At 72.0% G+C, this 17,596-nt stretch carries 14 protein-coding genes and 1 riboswitch; of the genes, 8 read left to right on the top strand and 6 right to left on the bottom strand.

Annotated features, from left to right (window positions below; translation table 11 throughout):
• Positions 1-181: 181 nt before the first annotated feature.
• The 4 genes from ABZS37_RS26830 to ABZS37_RS26815 form a co-directional block, all read right to left on the bottom strand.
• The gene (locus ABZS37_RS26830; protein ID WP_354994117.1) at positions 182-1,618 is read right to left on the bottom strand and encodes a glycine hydroxymethyltransferase; all 1,437 of its coding nucleotides are present in this window, start codon (positions 1,616-1,618) and stop codon (positions 182-184) included.
• Positions 1,619-1,637: 19 nt separating this feature from the next.
• Positions 1,638-1,729, bottom strand: a riboswitch (ZMP/ZTP riboswitch).
• Between the two features lie 100 nt (positions 1,730-1,829).
• Positions 1,830-2,699, bottom strand: coding sequence for an NAD(P)H-hydrate dehydratase (locus ABZS37_RS26825; RefSeq protein WP_355173348.1), 870 nt, complete (start codon positions 2,697-2,699; stop codon positions 1,830-1,832).
• Positions 2,683-3,414: a histidine phosphatase family protein gene (locus tag ABZS37_RS26820; RefSeq protein WP_355173346.1), complete on the bottom strand. Its 732-nt coding sequence runs from the start codon at positions 3,412-3,414 to the stop codon at positions 2,683-2,685. The genes ABZS37_RS26825 and ABZS37_RS26820 overlap by 17 nt, the downstream gene beginning before the upstream one ends.
• A gap of 44 nt (positions 3,415-3,458) precedes the next feature.
• The gene (locus ABZS37_RS26815) at positions 3,459-5,018 is read right to left on the bottom strand and encodes a glycosyltransferase family 39 protein (RefSeq protein ID WP_355173344.1); all 1,560 of its coding nucleotides are present in this window, start codon (positions 5,016-5,018) and stop codon (positions 3,459-3,461) included.
• 208 nt (positions 5,019-5,226) lie between these two features.
• Here ABZS37_RS26815 and ABZS37_RS26810 point away from each other — a divergent pair, with 208 nt between their 5' ends.
• From ABZS37_RS26810 to ABZS37_RS26795, 4 genes are read left to right on the top strand one after another with little or no spacing between them, the layout of a single operon-like run.
• Positions 5,227-6,117 carry a glycosyltransferase gene (locus ABZS37_RS26810; protein ID WP_355173342.1) on the top strand — a complete coding sequence of 297 codons (891 nt, stop codon included), beginning with the start codon at positions 5,227-5,229 and terminating at the stop codon, positions 6,115-6,117.
• A 23-nt stretch (positions 6,118-6,140) separates the two neighbouring features.
• The gene (locus ABZS37_RS26805) at positions 6,141-7,115 is read left to right on the top strand and encodes an NAD(P)-dependent oxidoreductase (RefSeq protein WP_355173340.1); all 975 of its coding nucleotides are present in this window, start codon (positions 6,141-6,143) and stop codon (positions 7,113-7,115) included.
• A 22-nt stretch (positions 7,116-7,137) separates the two neighbouring features.
• Complete coding sequence (locus ABZS37_RS26800; protein ID WP_355173338.1) at positions 7,138-8,442, top strand: acyltransferase; 1,305 nt, start codon at positions 7,138-7,140, stop codon at positions 8,440-8,442.
• A 36-nt stretch (positions 8,443-8,478) separates the two neighbouring features.
• Positions 8,479-9,450 carry a DNA primase small subunit domain-containing protein gene (locus ABZS37_RS26795; protein WP_355173336.1) on the top strand — a complete coding sequence of 324 codons (972 nt, stop codon included), beginning with the start codon at positions 8,479-8,481 and terminating at the stop codon, positions 9,448-9,450.
• A 4-nt stretch (positions 9,451-9,454) separates the two neighbouring features.
• Here ABZS37_RS26795 and ABZS37_RS26790 read toward each other — a convergent pair whose 3' ends face one another.
• Positions 9,455-9,961, bottom strand: coding sequence for an Lrp/AsnC family transcriptional regulator (locus ABZS37_RS26790; RefSeq protein WP_354994112.1), 507 nt, complete (start codon positions 9,959-9,961; stop codon positions 9,455-9,457).
• 106 nt (positions 9,962-10,067) lie between these two features.
• Here ABZS37_RS26790 and pdhA point away from each other — a divergent pair, with 106 nt between their 5' ends.
• From pdhA to ABZS37_RS26770, 4 genes are all read left to right on the top strand, one after another.
• On the top strand, positions 10,068-11,234 hold the full coding sequence (gene pdhA / locus ABZS37_RS26785) for a pyruvate dehydrogenase (acetyl-transferring) E1 component subunit alpha (protein ID WP_355173334.1): 1,167 nt from the start codon (positions 10,068-10,070) through the stop codon (positions 11,232-11,234).
• On the top strand, positions 11,231-12,247 hold the full coding sequence (locus tag ABZS37_RS26780) for an alpha-ketoacid dehydrogenase subunit beta (protein ID WP_355173354.1): 1,017 nt from the start codon (positions 11,231-11,233) through the stop codon (positions 12,245-12,247). The genes pdhA and ABZS37_RS26780 overlap by 4 nt, the downstream gene beginning before the upstream one ends.
• A complete protein-coding gene (locus ABZS37_RS26775; protein ID WP_355173332.1) occupies positions 12,244-13,617 on the top strand; it encodes a dihydrolipoamide acetyltransferase family protein in 1,374 nt (457 codons plus the stop codon). Before ABZS37_RS26780 ends, ABZS37_RS26775 begins: the two co-directional genes overlap by 4 nt.
• A 136-nt stretch (positions 13,618-13,753) precedes the next feature.
• Positions 13,754-15,430, top strand: coding sequence for a right-handed parallel beta-helix repeat-containing protein (locus tag ABZS37_RS26770; RefSeq protein ID WP_355173330.1), 1,677 nt, complete (start codon positions 13,754-13,756; stop codon positions 15,428-15,430).
• Between the two features lie 54 nt (positions 15,431-15,484).
• On the opposite strand, the gene ABZS37_RS26765 is transcribed toward ABZS37_RS26770, so the two are convergent.
• The gene (locus ABZS37_RS26765) at positions 15,485-17,584 is read right to left on the bottom strand and encodes a PQQ-dependent sugar dehydrogenase (protein WP_355173328.1); all 2,100 of its coding nucleotides are present in this window, start codon (positions 17,582-17,584) and stop codon (positions 15,485-15,487) included.
• Positions 17,585-17,596: the final 12 nt, after the last annotated feature.

The following is a 17,596-nucleotide window of genomic DNA, read 5'->3' as shown; positions in this document are numbered from 1 at the left end:
CTGCTCTGGCCCACACGCCGGCCACGATCGTGGTCGGCGGCAGTGGCGCGGTGGCCCGCCCGCCCCGTCGATCTAGGGAAAATCAGCGCTAGTTGATCTCTAGTCGCAGCAATCTTCCCTAGATCGACGCGGTGGGGCTGAGGGGGAGGCGCGGGCGGGGGCGGGGGCGGGGGAGAGGGGGTCAGGTTAGGTCGATGGCGGGGTAGAGGGGGTACGGGGCCAGTAGGTCGGTGGCCTGGCGGGCGATCTTGTCGGCCAGATCGGGATCGAGGGTGTACTTCGCCTTCGATCCGGTGCCGTCGGCGTTGGCGCCAGCCGTGGTGTGAGTCAGCACGGTGTGGATCAGCTCCGCGGTCTGGTCCATCTCGGCGGTGCCCAGCCCTCGGGTGGTCAGGGCCGGCGTGCCGACCCGGATCCCGGACGTGTACCAGGCCCCGTTCGGGTCCTGCGGGACCGAGTTGCGGTTGGTGACGATGCCCGAGTCCAGCAGCGCCTGCTCGGCCTGCCGACCGGTCAGCCCGTAGCCGGACACGTCGATCAGCACCAGGTGGTTGTCGGTGCCGCCGGTGACCAGCTTCGCGCCGCGACGCAGCAACCCCTCGGCGAGGGCCTGCGCGTTGTCCACGATCCGCTGGGCGTAGTCGGCGAAGTCGGGGCGGCGGGCCTCCGCGAGGGCGACCGCCTTGGCGGCCATCACGTGCGGCAGCGGGCCACCGAGCACCATCGGGCAGCCCCGGTCCACCTGGTCGGCCAGCTCCGGCTGGCAGAGCACCATGCCGCCGCGCGGGCCGCGCAGCGACTTGTGGGTGGTGGTCGTGACGATGTGCGCGTGCGGCACCGGGTCGAAGTCGCCGGTGAAGACCTTGCCCGCCACCAGGCCGGCGAAGTGCGCCATGTCGACCATGAAGGTGGCGCCGACCGAGTCGGCGATCTCCCGCAGGATCCGGAAGTTCACCTTCCGGGGGTACGCCGAGTAGCCGCCGACCAGGATCAGCGGCTTGAACTCGCGGGCCGCCTCGGCCACCCGGTCGTAGTCGATCAGACCGGTCGCCGGGTCGGTGCCGTAGCTACGCTGGTCGAACATCTTGCCGGAGATGTTCGGCCGGAAGCCGTGGGTGAGGTGACCGCCGGCGTCCAGCGACATGCCGAGCATCCGCTGGTTGCCCAGCTCGCGGCGCAGCGCGAACCAGTCGGCCTCGCTGAGGTCGTTGACCTGGCGAACCTGGGCCTTCTTCAGCGCGGGGGACTCCACCCGGTCGGCCAGCACCGCCCAGAACGCGACCAGGTTGGCGTCGATGCCCGAGTGTGGCTGCACGTACGCGTGCGCGGCGCCGAACAGCTCCCGGGCGTGCTCGGCGGCAAGCGCCTCGACGGTGTCGACGTTCTGGCAGCCAGCGTAGAAGCGGCGCCCGACGGTGCCCTCGGCGTACTTGTCACTGAACCAGTTGCCCATGGCCAGCAGCGTCGCCGGGGAGGCGTAGTTTTCACTGGCGATCAGCTTGAGCGACTCCCGTTGGTCGGTCAGCTCGGCGCCGATGGCGTCGGCTACCCGCGGCTCGACAGCCCGGATCACCTCAAGGGCACTTCGGAATGCGGTGGACTCGGCGTTGCGCGACATGCGACCTCCTACAGACGTGCGGGAAGGCCCAGGCGCTCGGCAAAAACGTCCTCATGACGGGACCGCTCCCCGATGGTTGTCCATCCCCACGCGCCAGTAACGGCCCGCGCCAATCCTACCGGGCCGGGGATCCCCGGCCCGGCCGACCTCCGCATGCGCCGCCTCAGGCCGTCATCGCATCGAGCGCCGGGGCCCAGGTGGTGCCGCCGGATCAGATCGTGGACAGCGTTCCGGGGATCTCGTCGAGCAACTCCCGGGCGAGGAAGCCGATCCGGCCGTACCGGGGGATCAGCCGCTGGCCGCTCATCGCGTGCGCGAACGAGCCCCAGCAGGCGGCCTGCGCCGGGTCCGCGCCCCGGGACAGCAGCCCCGCCAGCAACCCGGCGAGCACGTCCCCGCTGCCGGAGGTGCCCAGCCCGGCGTCGCCGCTCTCCTCCCGCCAACCCCGCCCGTCCGGGGCGGCCACGTGCCCGTAGAGCGAGACGACCGCCTCGTACCGGCTGGCCAGCTCGGCCGCTTCGGCGTCCAGGTCGTCGCCCGCGTCCCGCCCGAGCAGGTGCCCGGCCTCGGTGACGTTGGGGGTGAGCACCACGGGGCGGCCCGAGCCGACCAGCAGGTCCGGTGCGTGGCTGAGCGCACCGAGGGCGTAGGCGTCGAGCACCAGCGACGTGTGGGGGCGGGCCGCGTCCAGGACCAGGGCCAGCAAGCGGTTGGTTTCGTCGATCGCTTTCAGCCCGGGGCCGAGGGCGACCACGTCGGCCTGAGCGACCAGCTCGCCGAGCTGGCCGTCCCGGTCGGCGGCGACCGCGCCGTCGGGGGTTTCCGGCAGCCCGACCACCAGCGCCTCCGGCACCTCGATGCTCAGCGTGGCGGCGCTGGACTCGGCGGCGGCGAGCTGGAGCACACCGGCGCCGGCGCGCAGCGCGGCCACCCCGGCGAGCAGCACCGCACCGGGGGTGAAGCGGGAGCCGCCGACCACCAGCACGGTGCCTCGACTCTCCTTGCCGCCGGCCGGCACCGGCAGCGCCCAGTCCCGCAGCAGCCCCGGCGTGATCACCTTCACCTCAGACCGGCTCGGCATGAATCTCGTCCTCCCTGGTCGACTGGGCACCCTGCCGGTGCAGGTGGCCGACCTCGTTGAATCCGCCCGGAATGAGCCGCTCCTGTGCGTCGGCCGACCAGTCGGTGATGGAGCAGTTGGCGATCACGTGTTCGCGGGTCAGCGCCATCAGGTCCGGCTCGGTCAGCCCCTCCACCAGATAGCGCAGCAGAAAGACCAGCGCGTCGTGGCCGAAGAGCAGAACACGCTGGCCCTCGTGGTCCCGGCGCAGGTCGCCGAGGAGCGTCCGCAGCCGCAGCGCCACGTCGGTCCAGGACTCCCCGCCCGGCGGCCGGTAGTAGAACTTGCCGAGCCGTGCCCGGCGCTCGGCCTCGTCCGGGTACCGCTGGCGTACCCCGTGCCCGGTCAGGCCGTCGAGGATGCCCAACTCCCGGTCGCGCAGCCGCTCGTCCCGGCTCAACGGCACCCCGGTGCCGTGCAGCGCCAACTCGGCGGTGGAGACCGCCCGCAGGTACGGCGAGACCACGGCCACGTCGGGCCGGCGGTCCCGGGGCAGCTCGGCCAACCAACGCCCGGTGGCCCGGGCCTGATCCTCGCCGGTGGGGGAGAGCGGCACGTCGGCGTCGCGGTGACTGAGCCCGATCAGCTCCTCGCCGGACGCCTCAGCGTGGGTCGCCGCCACGTTCGCCGTGCTCTCGCCGTGTCGGATGATCCAGAGCGTCGCCAGTTCCGCCATGCCGACCCCCTACCCGGGCGCCGACGGCGGTAACCGCGCCCGCGTCAGCCGCGCCGTTGCAGCAGGGCCACGGTGAGCCCGGTCGCGTGGGTCACCCGCACCACGTCGTAGCGCTCGGCGAGCACGACGGACTGCTTCTTCGGCAGCCCGGTCAGCGGTGCGTCGGTGACCGTCGGCAGCAGCACCCAGATGCGCGGCTCGTCCCGCAGGCAGCTCGCCGGGTCGGCGCACGTCGCCCCGAACAGCTCGTTGCGCTGGGCCGCCGACCGCTGCTGGAAGACGTTGCGCGGCGAGACGGCCGCCGGGAGGTAGTAGCGCACCCCGGGCTCGTGCATCCACCACCAGGGGCCGCCCGCGACGAGCCCGTCACCCGGCTGATAGCCCGCCTCGATGATCCGCGCCGCCTCGGAGTAGGACAGCGGCTTGAACGCCCGCGCCTGCGGATAGGTGTACCAGCCGTGCGAGTACTCCGCGCGGAGCGCGAGCTGACCCGGCACGGACAGGGCGGCGACCACGACGAGCGCCGCCGCCACCAGCGGGGCGCGGCGCAGCGCGGCGAGCCCGGCGCCGGCGAGCACCGCCCAGGCCGGCATCAGGAACAGCAGGTACTTGGAGAAGAAGTAGTTGATGTCGCCGGTGGCGGCCAGCAGGATCACCGGCACCGGCAGCACGGCCACCAGCGTCGCGCTCACCGTCCGGGTCACGGCGCCGCCGCGCAGGTGAGTCAGCACACCCACCACGGCCAGCCCGGTCACCGCGACGGCGATCAGCGTCGAGCCGTACACCTGTTCCCAGACCGTCCAGGGCGCGCTGTTCGGGATCCAGCTGATCTGCCGCCCCGCCTGCTTCATGCCCCGCAGGATCACCGGGGCGGCGATCGCCGCCCCAGCGGCGGTGGCGAGCGCGAACCAGGCCAGCGACCACCAGCGTCGCTCCCGCCCGCAGTGGATCAGGACGGCCACCCCGTGCCCGAGCAGCAGGGTGAGCGCCACCACGTTCACCAGGCCCATGCCGGCCACGGCGAGCGCGTACGCCACCCAGCGCAGCACCCCCGGTCGCTCCAACGCGCGGAGCAGGAACAGGGTGGCCACGGCCGCGCCGAGAACGACGAACGCGTACGAACGGGTTTCCTGCCCGAACCGGGTGACCGTGGGCAGCAGAGCGAAGACGAAGCCGGCGGCGACACCCGTCGTATGGTCTAAGAGCCGTCGACCGACCAGCGCCACGCACGCGGTGGCCAGGATCATGGCTAGTGCCGACGGCAGCCGCACCGCGGCGGGCCCGGTGCCGACCAGTGTCGTCCAGCCGTGCATGAACAGGTAGTACGCCCCGTGCACCGCGTCGACGTTCGCCAACATGCTCAGGATCTGCCCGGTCGAGCGGGTCGCCACGTCGATGGTGACCAGCTCGTCGTGCCACATCTCCGGGCTGCCGATGCGCCAGCCGACCACGAGCGCGGCGAACGCCGTCGGCCAGAACCAGACGCTGAGCGCCAGCCGGCGGGCGAGCGGCAGTGGCCGACGGTCCGGCCCGGTGGTGGGCGGAGGCGAACCCACGTCGGTCTGCGCGGGAGGCGCGTCCGTGGTGACGGCGCGGTCTGGCATCGGCGTCCGATCGGGGGGCGTGCGGTGCGGGCGCGACGATGATAGCCCTCGCCGAGGTGGCCGTCGGACCCGTCGCCCGGGGCGGTCGGGGCGGTGTCGCGGCGCGCCGTCCGGGCGGTTCGCCGATACCCGATTCGGGCAGGGGGCCTGATAATGTGGCCGCGCCTGTCGAGCACTTCCACCACGCACAGTTAGGCCAGCCGACCCGATGATTGTCGACATCATGCTGCCGTACTACGGAAGTGTGCCCCTCATGCAGGCGGCGGTGCGCAGCGTGATGGCACAGAGTGACCCCGGTTGGCGCCTGACGGTGGTCGACGACGGCACCGAGCCGGGGGTGCCGGAGTGGTTCGCCGGCATCGACGACGACCGGGTCCGCTACCAGCGCAACGAGCGCAACCTCGGGGTCACCGGCAACTACCGCAAGTGCGTCGGCCTCGCCGAGCACGAGTACCTGGTGATGATGGGTACGGACGACATCATGCACCCCAACTACGTCGCCACGGTGCGATCGGTGATCGAGCAGTACCCGGGCGTCTGCATGGTCCAGCCGGGCGTCGAGGTCATCGACGCCGACGGCACGGTGGTCAACACCGTGGCCGACCAGGCCAAGCGGCGGCTCTACGCCCCCCGGGTCGACTCCCGTGAGCTGATGGGCGGTGAGGATCTGGCGGCCAGCCTGTTGCGCGGCTGCTGGTTCTACTTCCCGTCGATCTGCTGGCGGACGGACGCGCTCAAGGCCGTCGACTTCCGCGACGAGTTCCAGGTCATCCAGGATCTTGCCCTGGTGATCGACCTGATCCAGCGGGGCGAGCAGATGGCACTCGACAACACCCTCTGCTTCCAGTACCGGCGGCACGCGGTCAGCAAGTCCGCCGCCGACGCGGTCAACGGTTCCCGGTTCACCGAGGCGCGGGCGTACTTCGTCGATGTCGCCAAACGGATGGACGAGCAGGGCTGGCCCCGGGCGGCCCGGGCGGCCCGCCGCTACACCTCCTCCCGGCTGCACGCCATCACCCTGCTGCCGACGGCGGTCCTCGCGGGCAAGATGGCCGGCGTACGCAGCCTGTCCCGGCACGCGTTCGGGCCGGGCCGATGAGCGACGACAGCCAGGGGGGCGCCATGACCGTCAATCCACGACGCCCCGGGGAGGACGCCGGGCGGGCGCTGCGGGTGGCGGTGCTCGGCGGCACGGGCTTCCTCGGCCGCCCGATCTGCCGCGCGTTGGCCGACCAGGGTCACGCCGTGGTTGCCGTCGCGCGCAACCCGCGCGACATCGGCCCGGGTGTCGTGGTCCGCGCACTGGACCTGGCCGCCGCCGACGTCGACGAGATCACCGAGGTGCTGCGCGATCTTGATCCGGACGTGGTGATCAACGCGGCGGGCGGGATGTGGGGGCTGGCCGACGCGCAGATGCTCGCGGTCAACGTCACCCTGGTCGAGCGGCTGATCGAGGCAGCGGGCCGGCTGCCCCGGCGGGTCCGGGTGATCCAGCTGGGCAGCGTGCACGAGTACGGGTTGGTCCCGGTCGACACCTCGATGCCCGAACAGCTGACCCCCGCGCCGGTGATGGCGTACGGCGAGTTCAAGCTGCGCTGCACCACGGCGGTGGCCGAGGCGGACCGGCAGGGTCTGATCGAGGGCGTCACGCTGCGCGTCGGCAACGTCATCGGCGCCGGTCAGCCCGGGCACAGCCTGCTCGGGGTGGTCGCGGGTCGGCTGCGCGACGCCCAGCGGGCCGGTGAGCGGGCTCGGCTGGAACTGGCCCCGCTGGGCTCCCGGCGCGATTTCGTCGGCCTCAGCGACGTGGTCGCCGCCGTGCTGCTGGCCGCGACCCGCCCTGACGCGGCCGGCCGAGTGATCAACATTGGTCGGGGGGTGGCGGCCAGTGCGCGTGATATGGTCCAGCTCCTCATCGACGTGAGTGACGTGCCGACAGACCTCGTCGAGGCCGAGCACACCGGCCCGGCCGAGACCACCTGGCAGCGGCTCGACGTCGGGCTGGCCGCCGGGGTGCTCGGCTGGTCGCCGAGCGATGATCTGCACACCGAGATGAAGCAGTTGTGGGAGCACGCCGGCGCCGAAGTGCCCGCCTGATGGTCGAGAGGTTCCTGACCGCATGACTACCCCCGCCCTCGTCCGGTCCCGTGGCACGCTGGCCGACCTGCTCTCCGGCCGTAGCAACGGCATCGGGCTGATCCGGCTCTGCCTCGCTGTGGGCGTCGTGCTGTCGCACTCCAAGCCGCTCGGCTTCGGTGCCAGCGACCTCGGCTACCACCTGACCGGTCGGCAGACCAACGTCGGCACCATGGCCGTCTACGGCTTCTTCGTGCTCTCCGGTCTGCTGATCACGCGCAGCGCCCGGCGTACGGGTCTGATCCGCTATGCCTGGCACCGCTGCCTGCGTATCTTCCCCGGTCTCTGGGTCTGCCTGCTGATCACCGCGCTGGTGGTGGCCCCACTGGTCGCGCTGCGCGAGCACGGCACCACCGCCGGCTTCTTCGACAACGCCTGGGACCGCGGCGGGCCGCTGGCCTACCTGCAGGCCAACTGGTGGACCGGCGTCCGCCAGTACGGCATCCAGGATCTGTTCAAGGAGTCCACCCCCTGGGGTGTGAAGAGCAACTCCAGCGTCTTCAACGGCGCCCTGTGGTCGCTCAAGTACGAGATGTTCTGCTACGTCGTCGTGGGCGTGCTGGCAGCGACGGCCGTGCTGCGCAACGCCCGCCGGTTCGTGCTGTTCCTGACCATCGCGCTCTACCTGAGCATCGTGCAGGACTGGTGGAGTTCCGGGCAGTTCAGCGGGCCGGCGTCGACGGCGAGCTGGGCGTTCAACTCGCCGCTGGTGGGCTCGATGAGCTTCCACTACATCGTCTACCTGGGCTTTCTCTTCGCCTTCGGCGCGACCCTGGACCTCTACCGGGAGCGGGTGCCGATCAACGACGCGCTGGGCATCGGCTCGGCGGTGGCGCTCGGGCTGTCGCTGCTCTTCGGCGGGTTCTTCGTCATCGGCCTGCCCGCGTTCGCGTACCTGCTGGTCTGGCTGTCGGTGCGGATGCCGCGCCAGCTGCACTGGGTGGGCCGCAAGAACGACTACTCGTACGGCATCTACATCTACGGGTTCGTCTTCCAGCAGGTGATGGCGAGCCTCGGCTGGAGCCGCTGGGGGTACGTGCCGTTCGCGGCGATGTCGGTCGCGGTCGCCTTCGCCGCCGCGTTCCTGTCCTGGAAGCTGGTCGAGCGGCCGGCGCTGCGGTTGAAGGACTGGACGCCGGGCTTCGTGGCCCGCCGGTCGTCGCAGCGGGTGCCGGTCGAGCAGCAGACCGCGGTGGCCGAGGAGCCGTCCGGGACGCCGCCCGTGCAGGTCGGCGGCCAGACCGAGGAGCTGCCGCAGCAGCCCGCCACGCTGGTCTCCGGCCGGTAGCCGTCAAGCCCGCCCGGGCGTCGTACCCTCGGGGGCGTGGCGACGCCGGCGGAGGAGATCCAGGTGGGGGAGCGGTTGATCCGCGTCTCCAGCCCCGACAAGCCGTACTTCCCGGAGCGTGGGCTGACCAAGCTGGACGTGGTCCGCTACTTCCTGGCGGTGGGTGACGGCATCCTGCGCGCGTTGCGGGACCGGCCGACGATGCTGGAACGCTGGCCGCGCGGCGTCTTCGAGGGCGCGACGATCGCCACCCGGCAGACCAACCGGGGCGACGCGTTCTACCAGAAGCGGCTGCCAGCGGGCGCGCCCGAGTGGGTGCGCACCGCCCACATCACCTTTCCCAGCGGCCGCACGGCCGACGAGGTCGCGCCGAGCGAGTTGGCCGTGGTGATCTGGGCGGCCAACCTGGGCACCCTGCGTTTCCACCCGTGGCCGGTCACCGCCGCCGACGTGGAACGCCCCGACCAGTTGCGCATCGACCTCGACCCGATGCCCGGCGTCGGCTTCGAGCAGGTGGTGCCGGTGGCCCTCGAGGTGCGGGCGTTCCTCGCCGAGCTGGGCCTGACCGGCTACCCGAAGACCACCGGCGGTCGAGGGCTGCACGTCTACCTGTCGATCGAGCCGCGGTGGAGCTTCGGCGAGTGCCGCCGGGCGGTGCTCGCGTTGGGCCGGGAGATGCAGCGTCGGCTGCCGGAGCTGGTCACCACCACCTGGTGGCGCGATCAGCGGGACCGGCCGGTCTTCGTCGACTACAACCAGATGGCCCGGGACCACACGGTGACCTCGGCGTACTCGATCCGGCCGACGCCGGCCGCGCTGGTCTCCGCGCCGCTGGACTGGTCGGAGCTGGACCAGGTCCGGCCGGAGGACTTCGACGTGCTCAGCATGCCGGCCCGGTTCGCCGAGCGGGGTGACCCGCACGCGGGCCTGGACGGCGACCGGCACTCACTGGAGCCGCTGCTGGAGCTGGCCGACCGGGACGGTCTGGAGGCCCCGCCGGAGCGCTGAGCGGTCACGCCCAGGGGCTGCCGGCTCCGTCGAACTCCTCGAAGACCAGCCAGGTGCGGGTGGACAGCACCCCGGGGATGCTCTGCACCCGGCCCAGCACCACGTCCCGCAGCGCGGCGTTGTCCGGCGCGCGGACCAGCGCCAGCACGTCGTGGTCGCCGCCGAGCAGCGCGGCGTGCTCGATGTAGCGCACCCGGGCCAGCTCGGCGGAGACCTCCCGCCAGGTGTTCTGCTCGATGGTCAACGCGATGTACGCCGAGGTGCCCAGCCCGGCCGCGGCGGGTGCCACCTGGGCCCGGAACCCGGTGATGACCCCGTCGCGCAGCAGCCGCTCCACCCGCGCGTACGCGTTGGTGCGGGAGATGTGGATCCGCTCGGCGAGGGTGCGCACCGACGTCCGACCGTCACGGACCAGCTCGTCGAGGATCCGCCGGTCCACCTCGTCCAGAGCTCGCGCCGATCGTCCCGATCCCGCCGCCCGGCCCGCTTCGTCGGCGGTCTCCTGGCTCACTGATGGGCCCTTCGCATGCCAACCGTCCCGCCTTCCGCGTGGATCTTGAGTCAATCATCCGTCAGGCGGAAGCATAGGCCCACCACACGTCCCAGGAGGTTCCGCCGTGACGACCACTCCCCAGGCGGTCCGCAGGGCATCCCCGCGCACCCGTCGGGCGGCCACCCCGCCCGACCCGGCGCGCCCGCTGCTGCCGGACGCCGAGCCGGTCCGCCTGCTCGACCCCGACGGCACGCCGCTGCCCGCCCGCACCGACTACCCGGAACCACCCGTCGAGGTGCTGCGCGAGCTGTACCGCCGGATGGTGCTCGGCCGCCGGTTCGACACCCAGGCGACCGCCCTGACCAAGCAGGGCCGCCTGGCCGTCTACCCGTCCTCGCGGGGTCAGGAGGCGTGCCAGGTCGGCGCGGTGCTCGCGGTCCGCGACACCGACTGGGTCTTCCCGACCTACCGCGAGTCGATGGCGCTGGTTGCCCGGGGCATCGACCCGGTCGAGGTGCTCACCCTGCTCCGCGGCGACTGGCACTGCGGCTACGACCCGACCGAGGTACGGACCGCGCCGCAGTGCACCCCGCTCGCCACCCAGTGCGTGCATGCCGCCGGGCTGGCGCACGGCGAGGCGTACCAGGGTCGCGACACCGTGGCGCTGGCCTTCATCGGCGACGGCGCGACCAGCGAGGGGGACTTCCACGAGGGGATCAACTTCGCGGCCGTGTTCAAGGCGCCGGTGGTCTACTTCGTGCAGAACAACCGGTACGCGATCAGCGTCCCGTTGTCGCGGCAGACCGCCGCGCCGTCGCTGGCCTACAAGGGCGTCGGCTACGGCGTGCCCAGCGAGCAGGTCGACGGCAACGACCCGGTGGCGGTGCTCGCCGTGCTCACCCGCGCGGTCGCGCACGCCCGCGCCGGCAACGGGCCGTTCCTGGTCGAGGCGCACACCTATCGGATGGAACCGCACACCAACGCCGACGACGCCAGCCGTTACCGCGACGGCGCCGAGGTCGATGCCTGGCGTGACCGGGACCCGATCGCCCGGCTGGAAACCTACCTGCGGGCCCGCGGGGTGCTCGATGACGCGGCAATCGCCGAGGTCGCCGAGCAGGCCGAGGCGTACGCGGCGGACCTGCGGACCCGGATGAACGACCAACCCACCGTCGACCCGCTGAGCCTCTTCGACCACGTCTACGCCCAGCCCACCCCGCAGCTGATCGAACAGCGCGAGCAGGTCCGCGCCGAGCTGGCCGCCGCTCGCGACGAGGAGGGTGACGCCTGATGGCCACCACCATGGCCAAGGCGCTCAACGCCGCGCTGGCCGACGCCCTCGCCGCCGACGACCGGGTCGTCGTCTTCGGTGAAGACGTCGGCCAGCTCGGCGGCGTCTTCCGGATCACCGACGGCCTGCAGGCCCGCTTCGGTGAGAACCGCTGTTTCGACACACCCCTCGCCGAGGCCGGCATCGTCGGCTTCGCCGTCGGCCTGGCCATGTCCGGGCTGCGACCGGTGGTCGAGATGCAGTTCGACGCGTTCGCGTACCCGGCGTTCGAGCAGATCGCCTCGCACGTGGCGAAGCTGCGCAACCGGACCCGGGGCGCGCTGAGCGTGCCGATCGTCATCCGGGTGCCGTACGCCGGTGGCATCGGCGGGGTCGAGCACCACTGCGACTCGTCCGAGGCGTACTACGCGCACACCCCCGGGCTGAAGGTGGTCACCCCGGCGACCGTCGAGGACGCGTACTCGCTGCTGCGCGAGGCGATCGAGGACCCCGACCCGGTGGTCTTCATGGAGCCCAAGAAGCTCTACTTCGCCAGCGCCGACGCCCAGTTGCCGGCGCGTACCGAGCCGTTCGGCCGGGCTGTCGTGCGCCGCCCCGGGCGCGACGCCACCCTGGTGGCGTACGGGCCGGCGGTCCCGGTGGCGCTGGAGGCAGCCGAGGCCGCCCGCGAGGAGGGCTGGGACCTGGAGGTGGTGGACGTGCGCACCATCGTGCCGTTCGACGACGCCACCATCACCGCCTCGGTCCGACGCACCGGCCGGTGCGTGGTGATCCAGGAGGCGCCCGGCTTCGCGGGTGTCGGCGCGGAGATCGCCGCCCGGGTGCAGGAGCGCTGCTTCCACGCGCTGCACGCCCCGGTGCTGCGGGTCGCCGGGCTGGACATCCCGTACCCGGCGCCAATGCTGGAGCACACCCACCTGCCCGGGGTGGACCGGGTGCTCGACACGGTGGCCCGCCTGCAGTGGGACGACCAGCCGGACCCGCGCTGGGCGACGCAGGGCAGCGCGGCATGACCACCGTCGAACGGACGCAGGTCTTCCTCCTTCCCGACCTGGGCGAAGGGCTGAGCGAGGCGGAGATCGTCGAGTGGCGGGTCGCCGTGGGCGACGTGGTCACGGTCGACCAGACCGTGGTCGAGGTGGAGACCGCCAAGGCGGTCGTCGACGTGCCCTGCCCGTACGCCGGCCGGGTGGTCACCCTGCACGGCGCGGCCGGTGAGGTACGTCCGGTCGGCCAGCCGTTGATCACCATCGCGCCGCTGGACGGCGGCGACGAGCCCGCCGGGCACGCCACCTACCGCGAGGAGGAGCGGGCCGGCTCCGGCAACGTGCTGATCGGGTACGGCACCGGGCACGGCAGTGCCACCCGGCGTCGACGTCGACCCCGCCTGGCACTGGCCCCCGAACCGGCCGATGCTGGCCCGACCGGCGTGTCTGGCCCGGACGGCGGCACCGGCCCGGCTGCCGTCGGTGCTCCCGGCGACGACCTGGCGCGGTCGCCGGCCGCCCTGGTCATCTCGCCGATCGTGCGGCGACTGGCCCGCGAGCGCGGCATCGACCTGGGCACGGTGTCCGGCACCGGGCCGGGCGGGGTGATCCGCCGCGCCGACGTGGAGGCGGCGCTGACCGTGCCCGCCGCCCGGCTCGCCGCCGTGCCGAACCCGCACGTCGCGTTGGCCCCGGCCGGGGACGGCGACGTGATCGTTCCGCTCACCGGCGTCCGCAAGGTGATCGCCGACAAGCTCTCGCGCAGCCGGCGGGAGATCCCGGAGGTGACCATCTGGGTCGACGTGGACGCCACCGGGCTGCTGGAGACGCGTGCCGCGATCAACGCGGCGACGCCCGACGCACCGGTGAGCATCCTGGCCCTGCTGGCCCGGATCTGTCTCAGCGGGCTGCGCCGGTTCCCGCAGCTCAACTCCCGGGTCGACACCGAGGCGCAGCGGATCGTCCAGTCCGCCGGGGTGCACCTCGGCATCGCCGCGCAGACCGACCGTGGTCTGCTCGTGCCGGTGCTGCGCGACGCCCAGCGGCTCACCACCGCCGAGCTGGCCGCCGAACTGGCGGCGACCACCGCCGCCGCCCGGGCGGGCAGCCTCCCGCCGGCCCGGCTGACCGGTGGCACGTTCACGCTGAACAACTACGGGGTGTTCGGCGTCGACGGCTCCACGCCGATCATCAACCACCCCGAGGCGGCCCTGCTCGGGGTGGGGCGGATCGTGGACAAGCCGTGGGTGGTCGACGGGCAACTCGCCGTCCGCAAGGTGACCCAGCTCAGCCTCACCTTCGACCACCGGGTCTGCGACGGCGGGGTGGCCGGTGGTTTCCTGCGGCACGTCGCCGACTGCGTGGAGCGCCCGGCGCTGCTGATCGCCAACGTCTGACCACCGCATCCTCGACCCCGACGCCGTACGCGGCGCCGGGGTCGACGCGCCTCGAAGGCCTGATAGACGTTTCCTCCCGTCGCCGCCGGGAACCCGGCGCACCGGAAGACCACCCTCCCGCCGAGAGGAGCGCCCGGTGCAGCAGGTTCCGTCCGTCGCCCTACGGGCCCGTCAGCCAGCCGTCGCCGGCGCGCCGTTCTTCTGCGACGCCCGTGACTACGGACTCTGCGGCGACGGGGTGACGAACGACCAGCCCGCGCTCGCCGCCCTGGTGGACCGGCTCGGCGATGGCTACGCCGCCGACGGGCGGGCCCGGGTGATCTACTGCCCGCCGGGGATCTACTCGATCCGGGACGCCGGCACGGTGTGGCGCAGCGGCGTCTCACTGGTCGGTGCCGGCCCCGCCGCCACCCGGTTCCTGCTCAGCAACGAGGGGAACCGCACCGACCCGGCCCCGCTGGCTTTCTGGACCACCGTGCAGCACGGCGCCGACCGGGACCGGCACATCGCCGACTGCACCTTCGCCGACTTCGAGATCGACGGGTCCGGGGTGGCGATGGCGGAGTACAACTACCTCGCCAAGGGCCTCGGCATCCAGTACATGGTGCGCGGCGTGTTCCGCAACCTCTACATCCACCACACGGCCGCGACCGGGCTGGGCTGCGACTTCCTCCAGGACAGCCTGATCGACGGCGTCGTGGTGGTCGGCTGTGGCCGGCTGGACAACGGCGAGCAGATGGGCGGCGCCGGGATCGGGATCGGCATCGGCGGGTGGGGCACGGTGGAACGGCTGACCATCGCCAACTGCACCACCATGGCCAACGGCACCAACGGGATCTTCCTGGAGCTGCAGAAGGACTACTGGCCGCCGCCGCGGGGCTACCGGATCATCGGCTGCCACAGCGAGGGCAACCGGTTCGGCATCTCCGACTGGGGAGCCGACGGGCTGATCGTCTCGGCCTGCACGATGACCGGCAATCTGGAGGCCGGCTTCGACGTCTCCGCCGAGGGCACCGCCGGCGTCGCCGGGCGGGGCGGGGTGCTGACCGACTGCGTCATCGACGGCAACGGCCGCGACGGGATCAGCATGGGCAACACCCCCGGGCCGTACACCATTCGGGGCAACCGGATCAGCGGCAACGGACGGCACGGCTACCACGGGCAGGACCTGGGGCACGGTTACCAGGGCCCGGCGATGGACGTGGTGATCGAGAGCAACGAGTTCTGGGGCAACGGCCTGGACGCCATCCGGGTGGACCGTCCGATGACCGACGCGGTGCTGCTCAACAACCGGCTGCGCAACAACGGACGGCAGTGCGCCGAGGCCGCCTCCGGTGGCGGCGAGACCGTCCGCTACAGCGAGCGGTCGATGGTGGACCGTGCCGCCCACTGGCCGCACGACGGCCACCGCGGCAAGGTGCTGCGGGTCGGACGGCGGGTCGCGGTGGTGGCGGCGAACAACGACACCGAAATGATCCTCGCGCCGGTACGCCCCGGCGCGTTCAGCGGGTGGAGCGGTGACATTCCGCCGCCGGGCACCCCGTACGAGCTGGAGCCCGCGCCGGAAACCCGGGCCGGCATCGCCATCAACGCGCACTTCGACTCTGCCACCGTGCGTGGCAACCGGATCTGGGACAACCACGACGACCAGACCCAGACCCACGGTTTGTGGATCACCGAGCGGGGCAGCTGCGTGGCCTGCCGGGTGGAGGACAACGACCTGGCCGGCAACGGCGTCGGCGGGATGCGGCTCGACACCCCTCCGGTCGGTGGGCGCTGGAGTGGCAACCACGACGAGAACGACTGGAGTTGAGCCCGCACTCGTCGGCGGCGGCGACCCGATCGGGCCGCCGCCGCCGACGGGCGGTCAGCCGGCCAGGCCGGCCACCGGGTCAGGATCCAGCACCACAGTTGCCGTGCCGGACTGCGGCGGTACGCCCGGCTCGGTCGGCGCATCGGTGTACTCAGCGACGAAGACCGCGGTGAGGTTGTCCGCGCCGCTGTGCCCGCCGTCCACGAAGGTGGTGATGGTTCCGGAGCACCCGGTCGCGGTGGAGAGCGGGTGCCCGTGCTCGTCGTGCCCGAGCACGTAGGTGACCTTCACCCGGGAGCAGTCCACCGGCAGGTCGTCGGTGACCTTCACCTCGTACGCGACCGTCTGCCCGAACTGGAAGGGCTGCCCGGCCACCGGGGCGACGAACTCGACGATCGGTGCGGTCGGCCCGACCACCAGCGGCAGGGTCGCCGAGGCGGACCGTCCGGTGCGGTCGGTCACCTTCACCGTGGGGGTGTACGAACCGTTCTCCTGGAACGTCCAGGTCGGGTTCGCGTCGGTGCTGTCCACCGAGCCGTCCGCGTCGAAGTCCCACGCATAGCTCAGCTTGTCACCGTCCGGGTCGGTCGTGCCGGCGCTGGAGAACGCCACGGTCAGCGGGGCCTGCCCGACGGTCGGGGTGCCGCTGATCTTCGGGATCGGCGTCCGGTTGCCCCGGACGAAATCGATCCGGGACAGCTGCGCGTCCGGGTTCTCGGCGAAGTAACCGTCGCCGTACTCCAGCACGTAGAGCGCGCCGTCCGGGCCGAACTCCATGTCCATCGGGTTGTCCACCACCAGGGATGGCACCACCGGCCGGATGTCCTGCACGTCGCCGTCCTCATCGAGGCGGAACTCCTTGATGTAGTCCCGGGTCCACTCGTAGAACAGCGGCACACCGTCGTAGTAGGCCGGCCAGCGGGTACGCGACGTGCTGGTCCCGTCGTAGTCGTACGCCGGGCCACCCATCGGGCCGATGCCGCCGGTGCCCAGCTGCGGGAACTCACCCGAGGCTGCGGACGGGTACCAGACCTGTGGCTGCTCGACCGGCGGCAGTTGTCGCTTGCCGGTGTTGCGGGGTGAGTCGTTGACCGGCCGCTTGCAGTTGAACTTCGCGCCGGACTCACCGGTGGCGAAGTCGTAGTCGCGGTAGCCGATCGTGGGCGTCACGCAGTACGGCCAGCCGTAGTTCGCGGGCTTGTCGACCAGCATCCACCGGCCGTGCCCGGCCGGCCCCCGCTCGGGGTTCGAGTTGGAGGCGTCCGGCGAGTAGTCGCCCAGGTACACGTTGTCGGTACGCCGGTCGACGGCGAACCGGAACGCGTTGCGCAGCCCCATCGCGTAGATCTCCGGGCGGGTCTGCGCCGCCCCCGGCTTGAACAGGTTGCCGGCCGGCACCGTGTAACCGCCACCGGCCTTGACTCGGATGCGCAGCAGCTTGCCGCGCAGGTCGTTGGTGTTGGCCGAGGTGCGCTGGGCGTCGAACGCCGGGTGCCGGTCGGCCCGCTCGTCGATCGGGATGTAGCCGTCGGAGAAGAAGGGGTTGGAGTCGTCGCCGGTCGACAGGTACAGGTTGCCCTTGCTGTCGAAGTCGATCTGACCGCCGACGTGGCAGCAGATGCCCCGGTCGGTGGGCACGTCGATGATCTGCTGCTCGGTGCCGAGGTTCAGCTTCATCCCGTCCAGCTTGAACCGGGACAGCCGTAGCGCGCCCCGGAACCGCTGCCAGTCCGCCTCGGTGCCGACCAGCGGCGCGTCCCCCTCGTTGACGTCGGGGGTTGCCGGGTCGTCGACCGGTGTGTCCATCGGCGGCGAGTAGTAGAGGTAGACCCACTTGTTCTGGGCGAAGTTCGGGTCGATGGCGACCCCCTGCAGCCCTTCCTCGTCGTGCTCGTACACCGGGATGTCGGCAGCGAGGGTGTTGAGCCCGGTGCGCGGGTCGTGGATGCGGACCTCACCGGTGCGGGAGGTGTGCAGCACACGCAGGTCGGGCAGCACGGCGAGGCTCATCGGCTCGCCTGGGAAGTCGTTCAGTGTCACTTTCTGGAAGCTGCTGTCCGGTGGTGCGGCGGGCGCGGCGGCCGCGGCTGACGGTGGCACGGCCAGGCCGGCCGTCACCAGCAGCAGGGCGGACACGAATGCGGTCCTGTTCATCAGGTCGTCCCC

Source organism: Micromonospora sp. NPDC005413 (assembly GCF_040606435.1).
In the GTDB taxonomy this organism is placed as follows: domain Bacteria; phylum Actinomycetota; class Actinomycetes; order Mycobacteriales; family Micromonosporaceae; genus Micromonospora.
The sequence above is the reverse complement of the archived record's forward strand: the minus strand, read 5'-3'. Positions and strand labels throughout refer to the sequence as shown.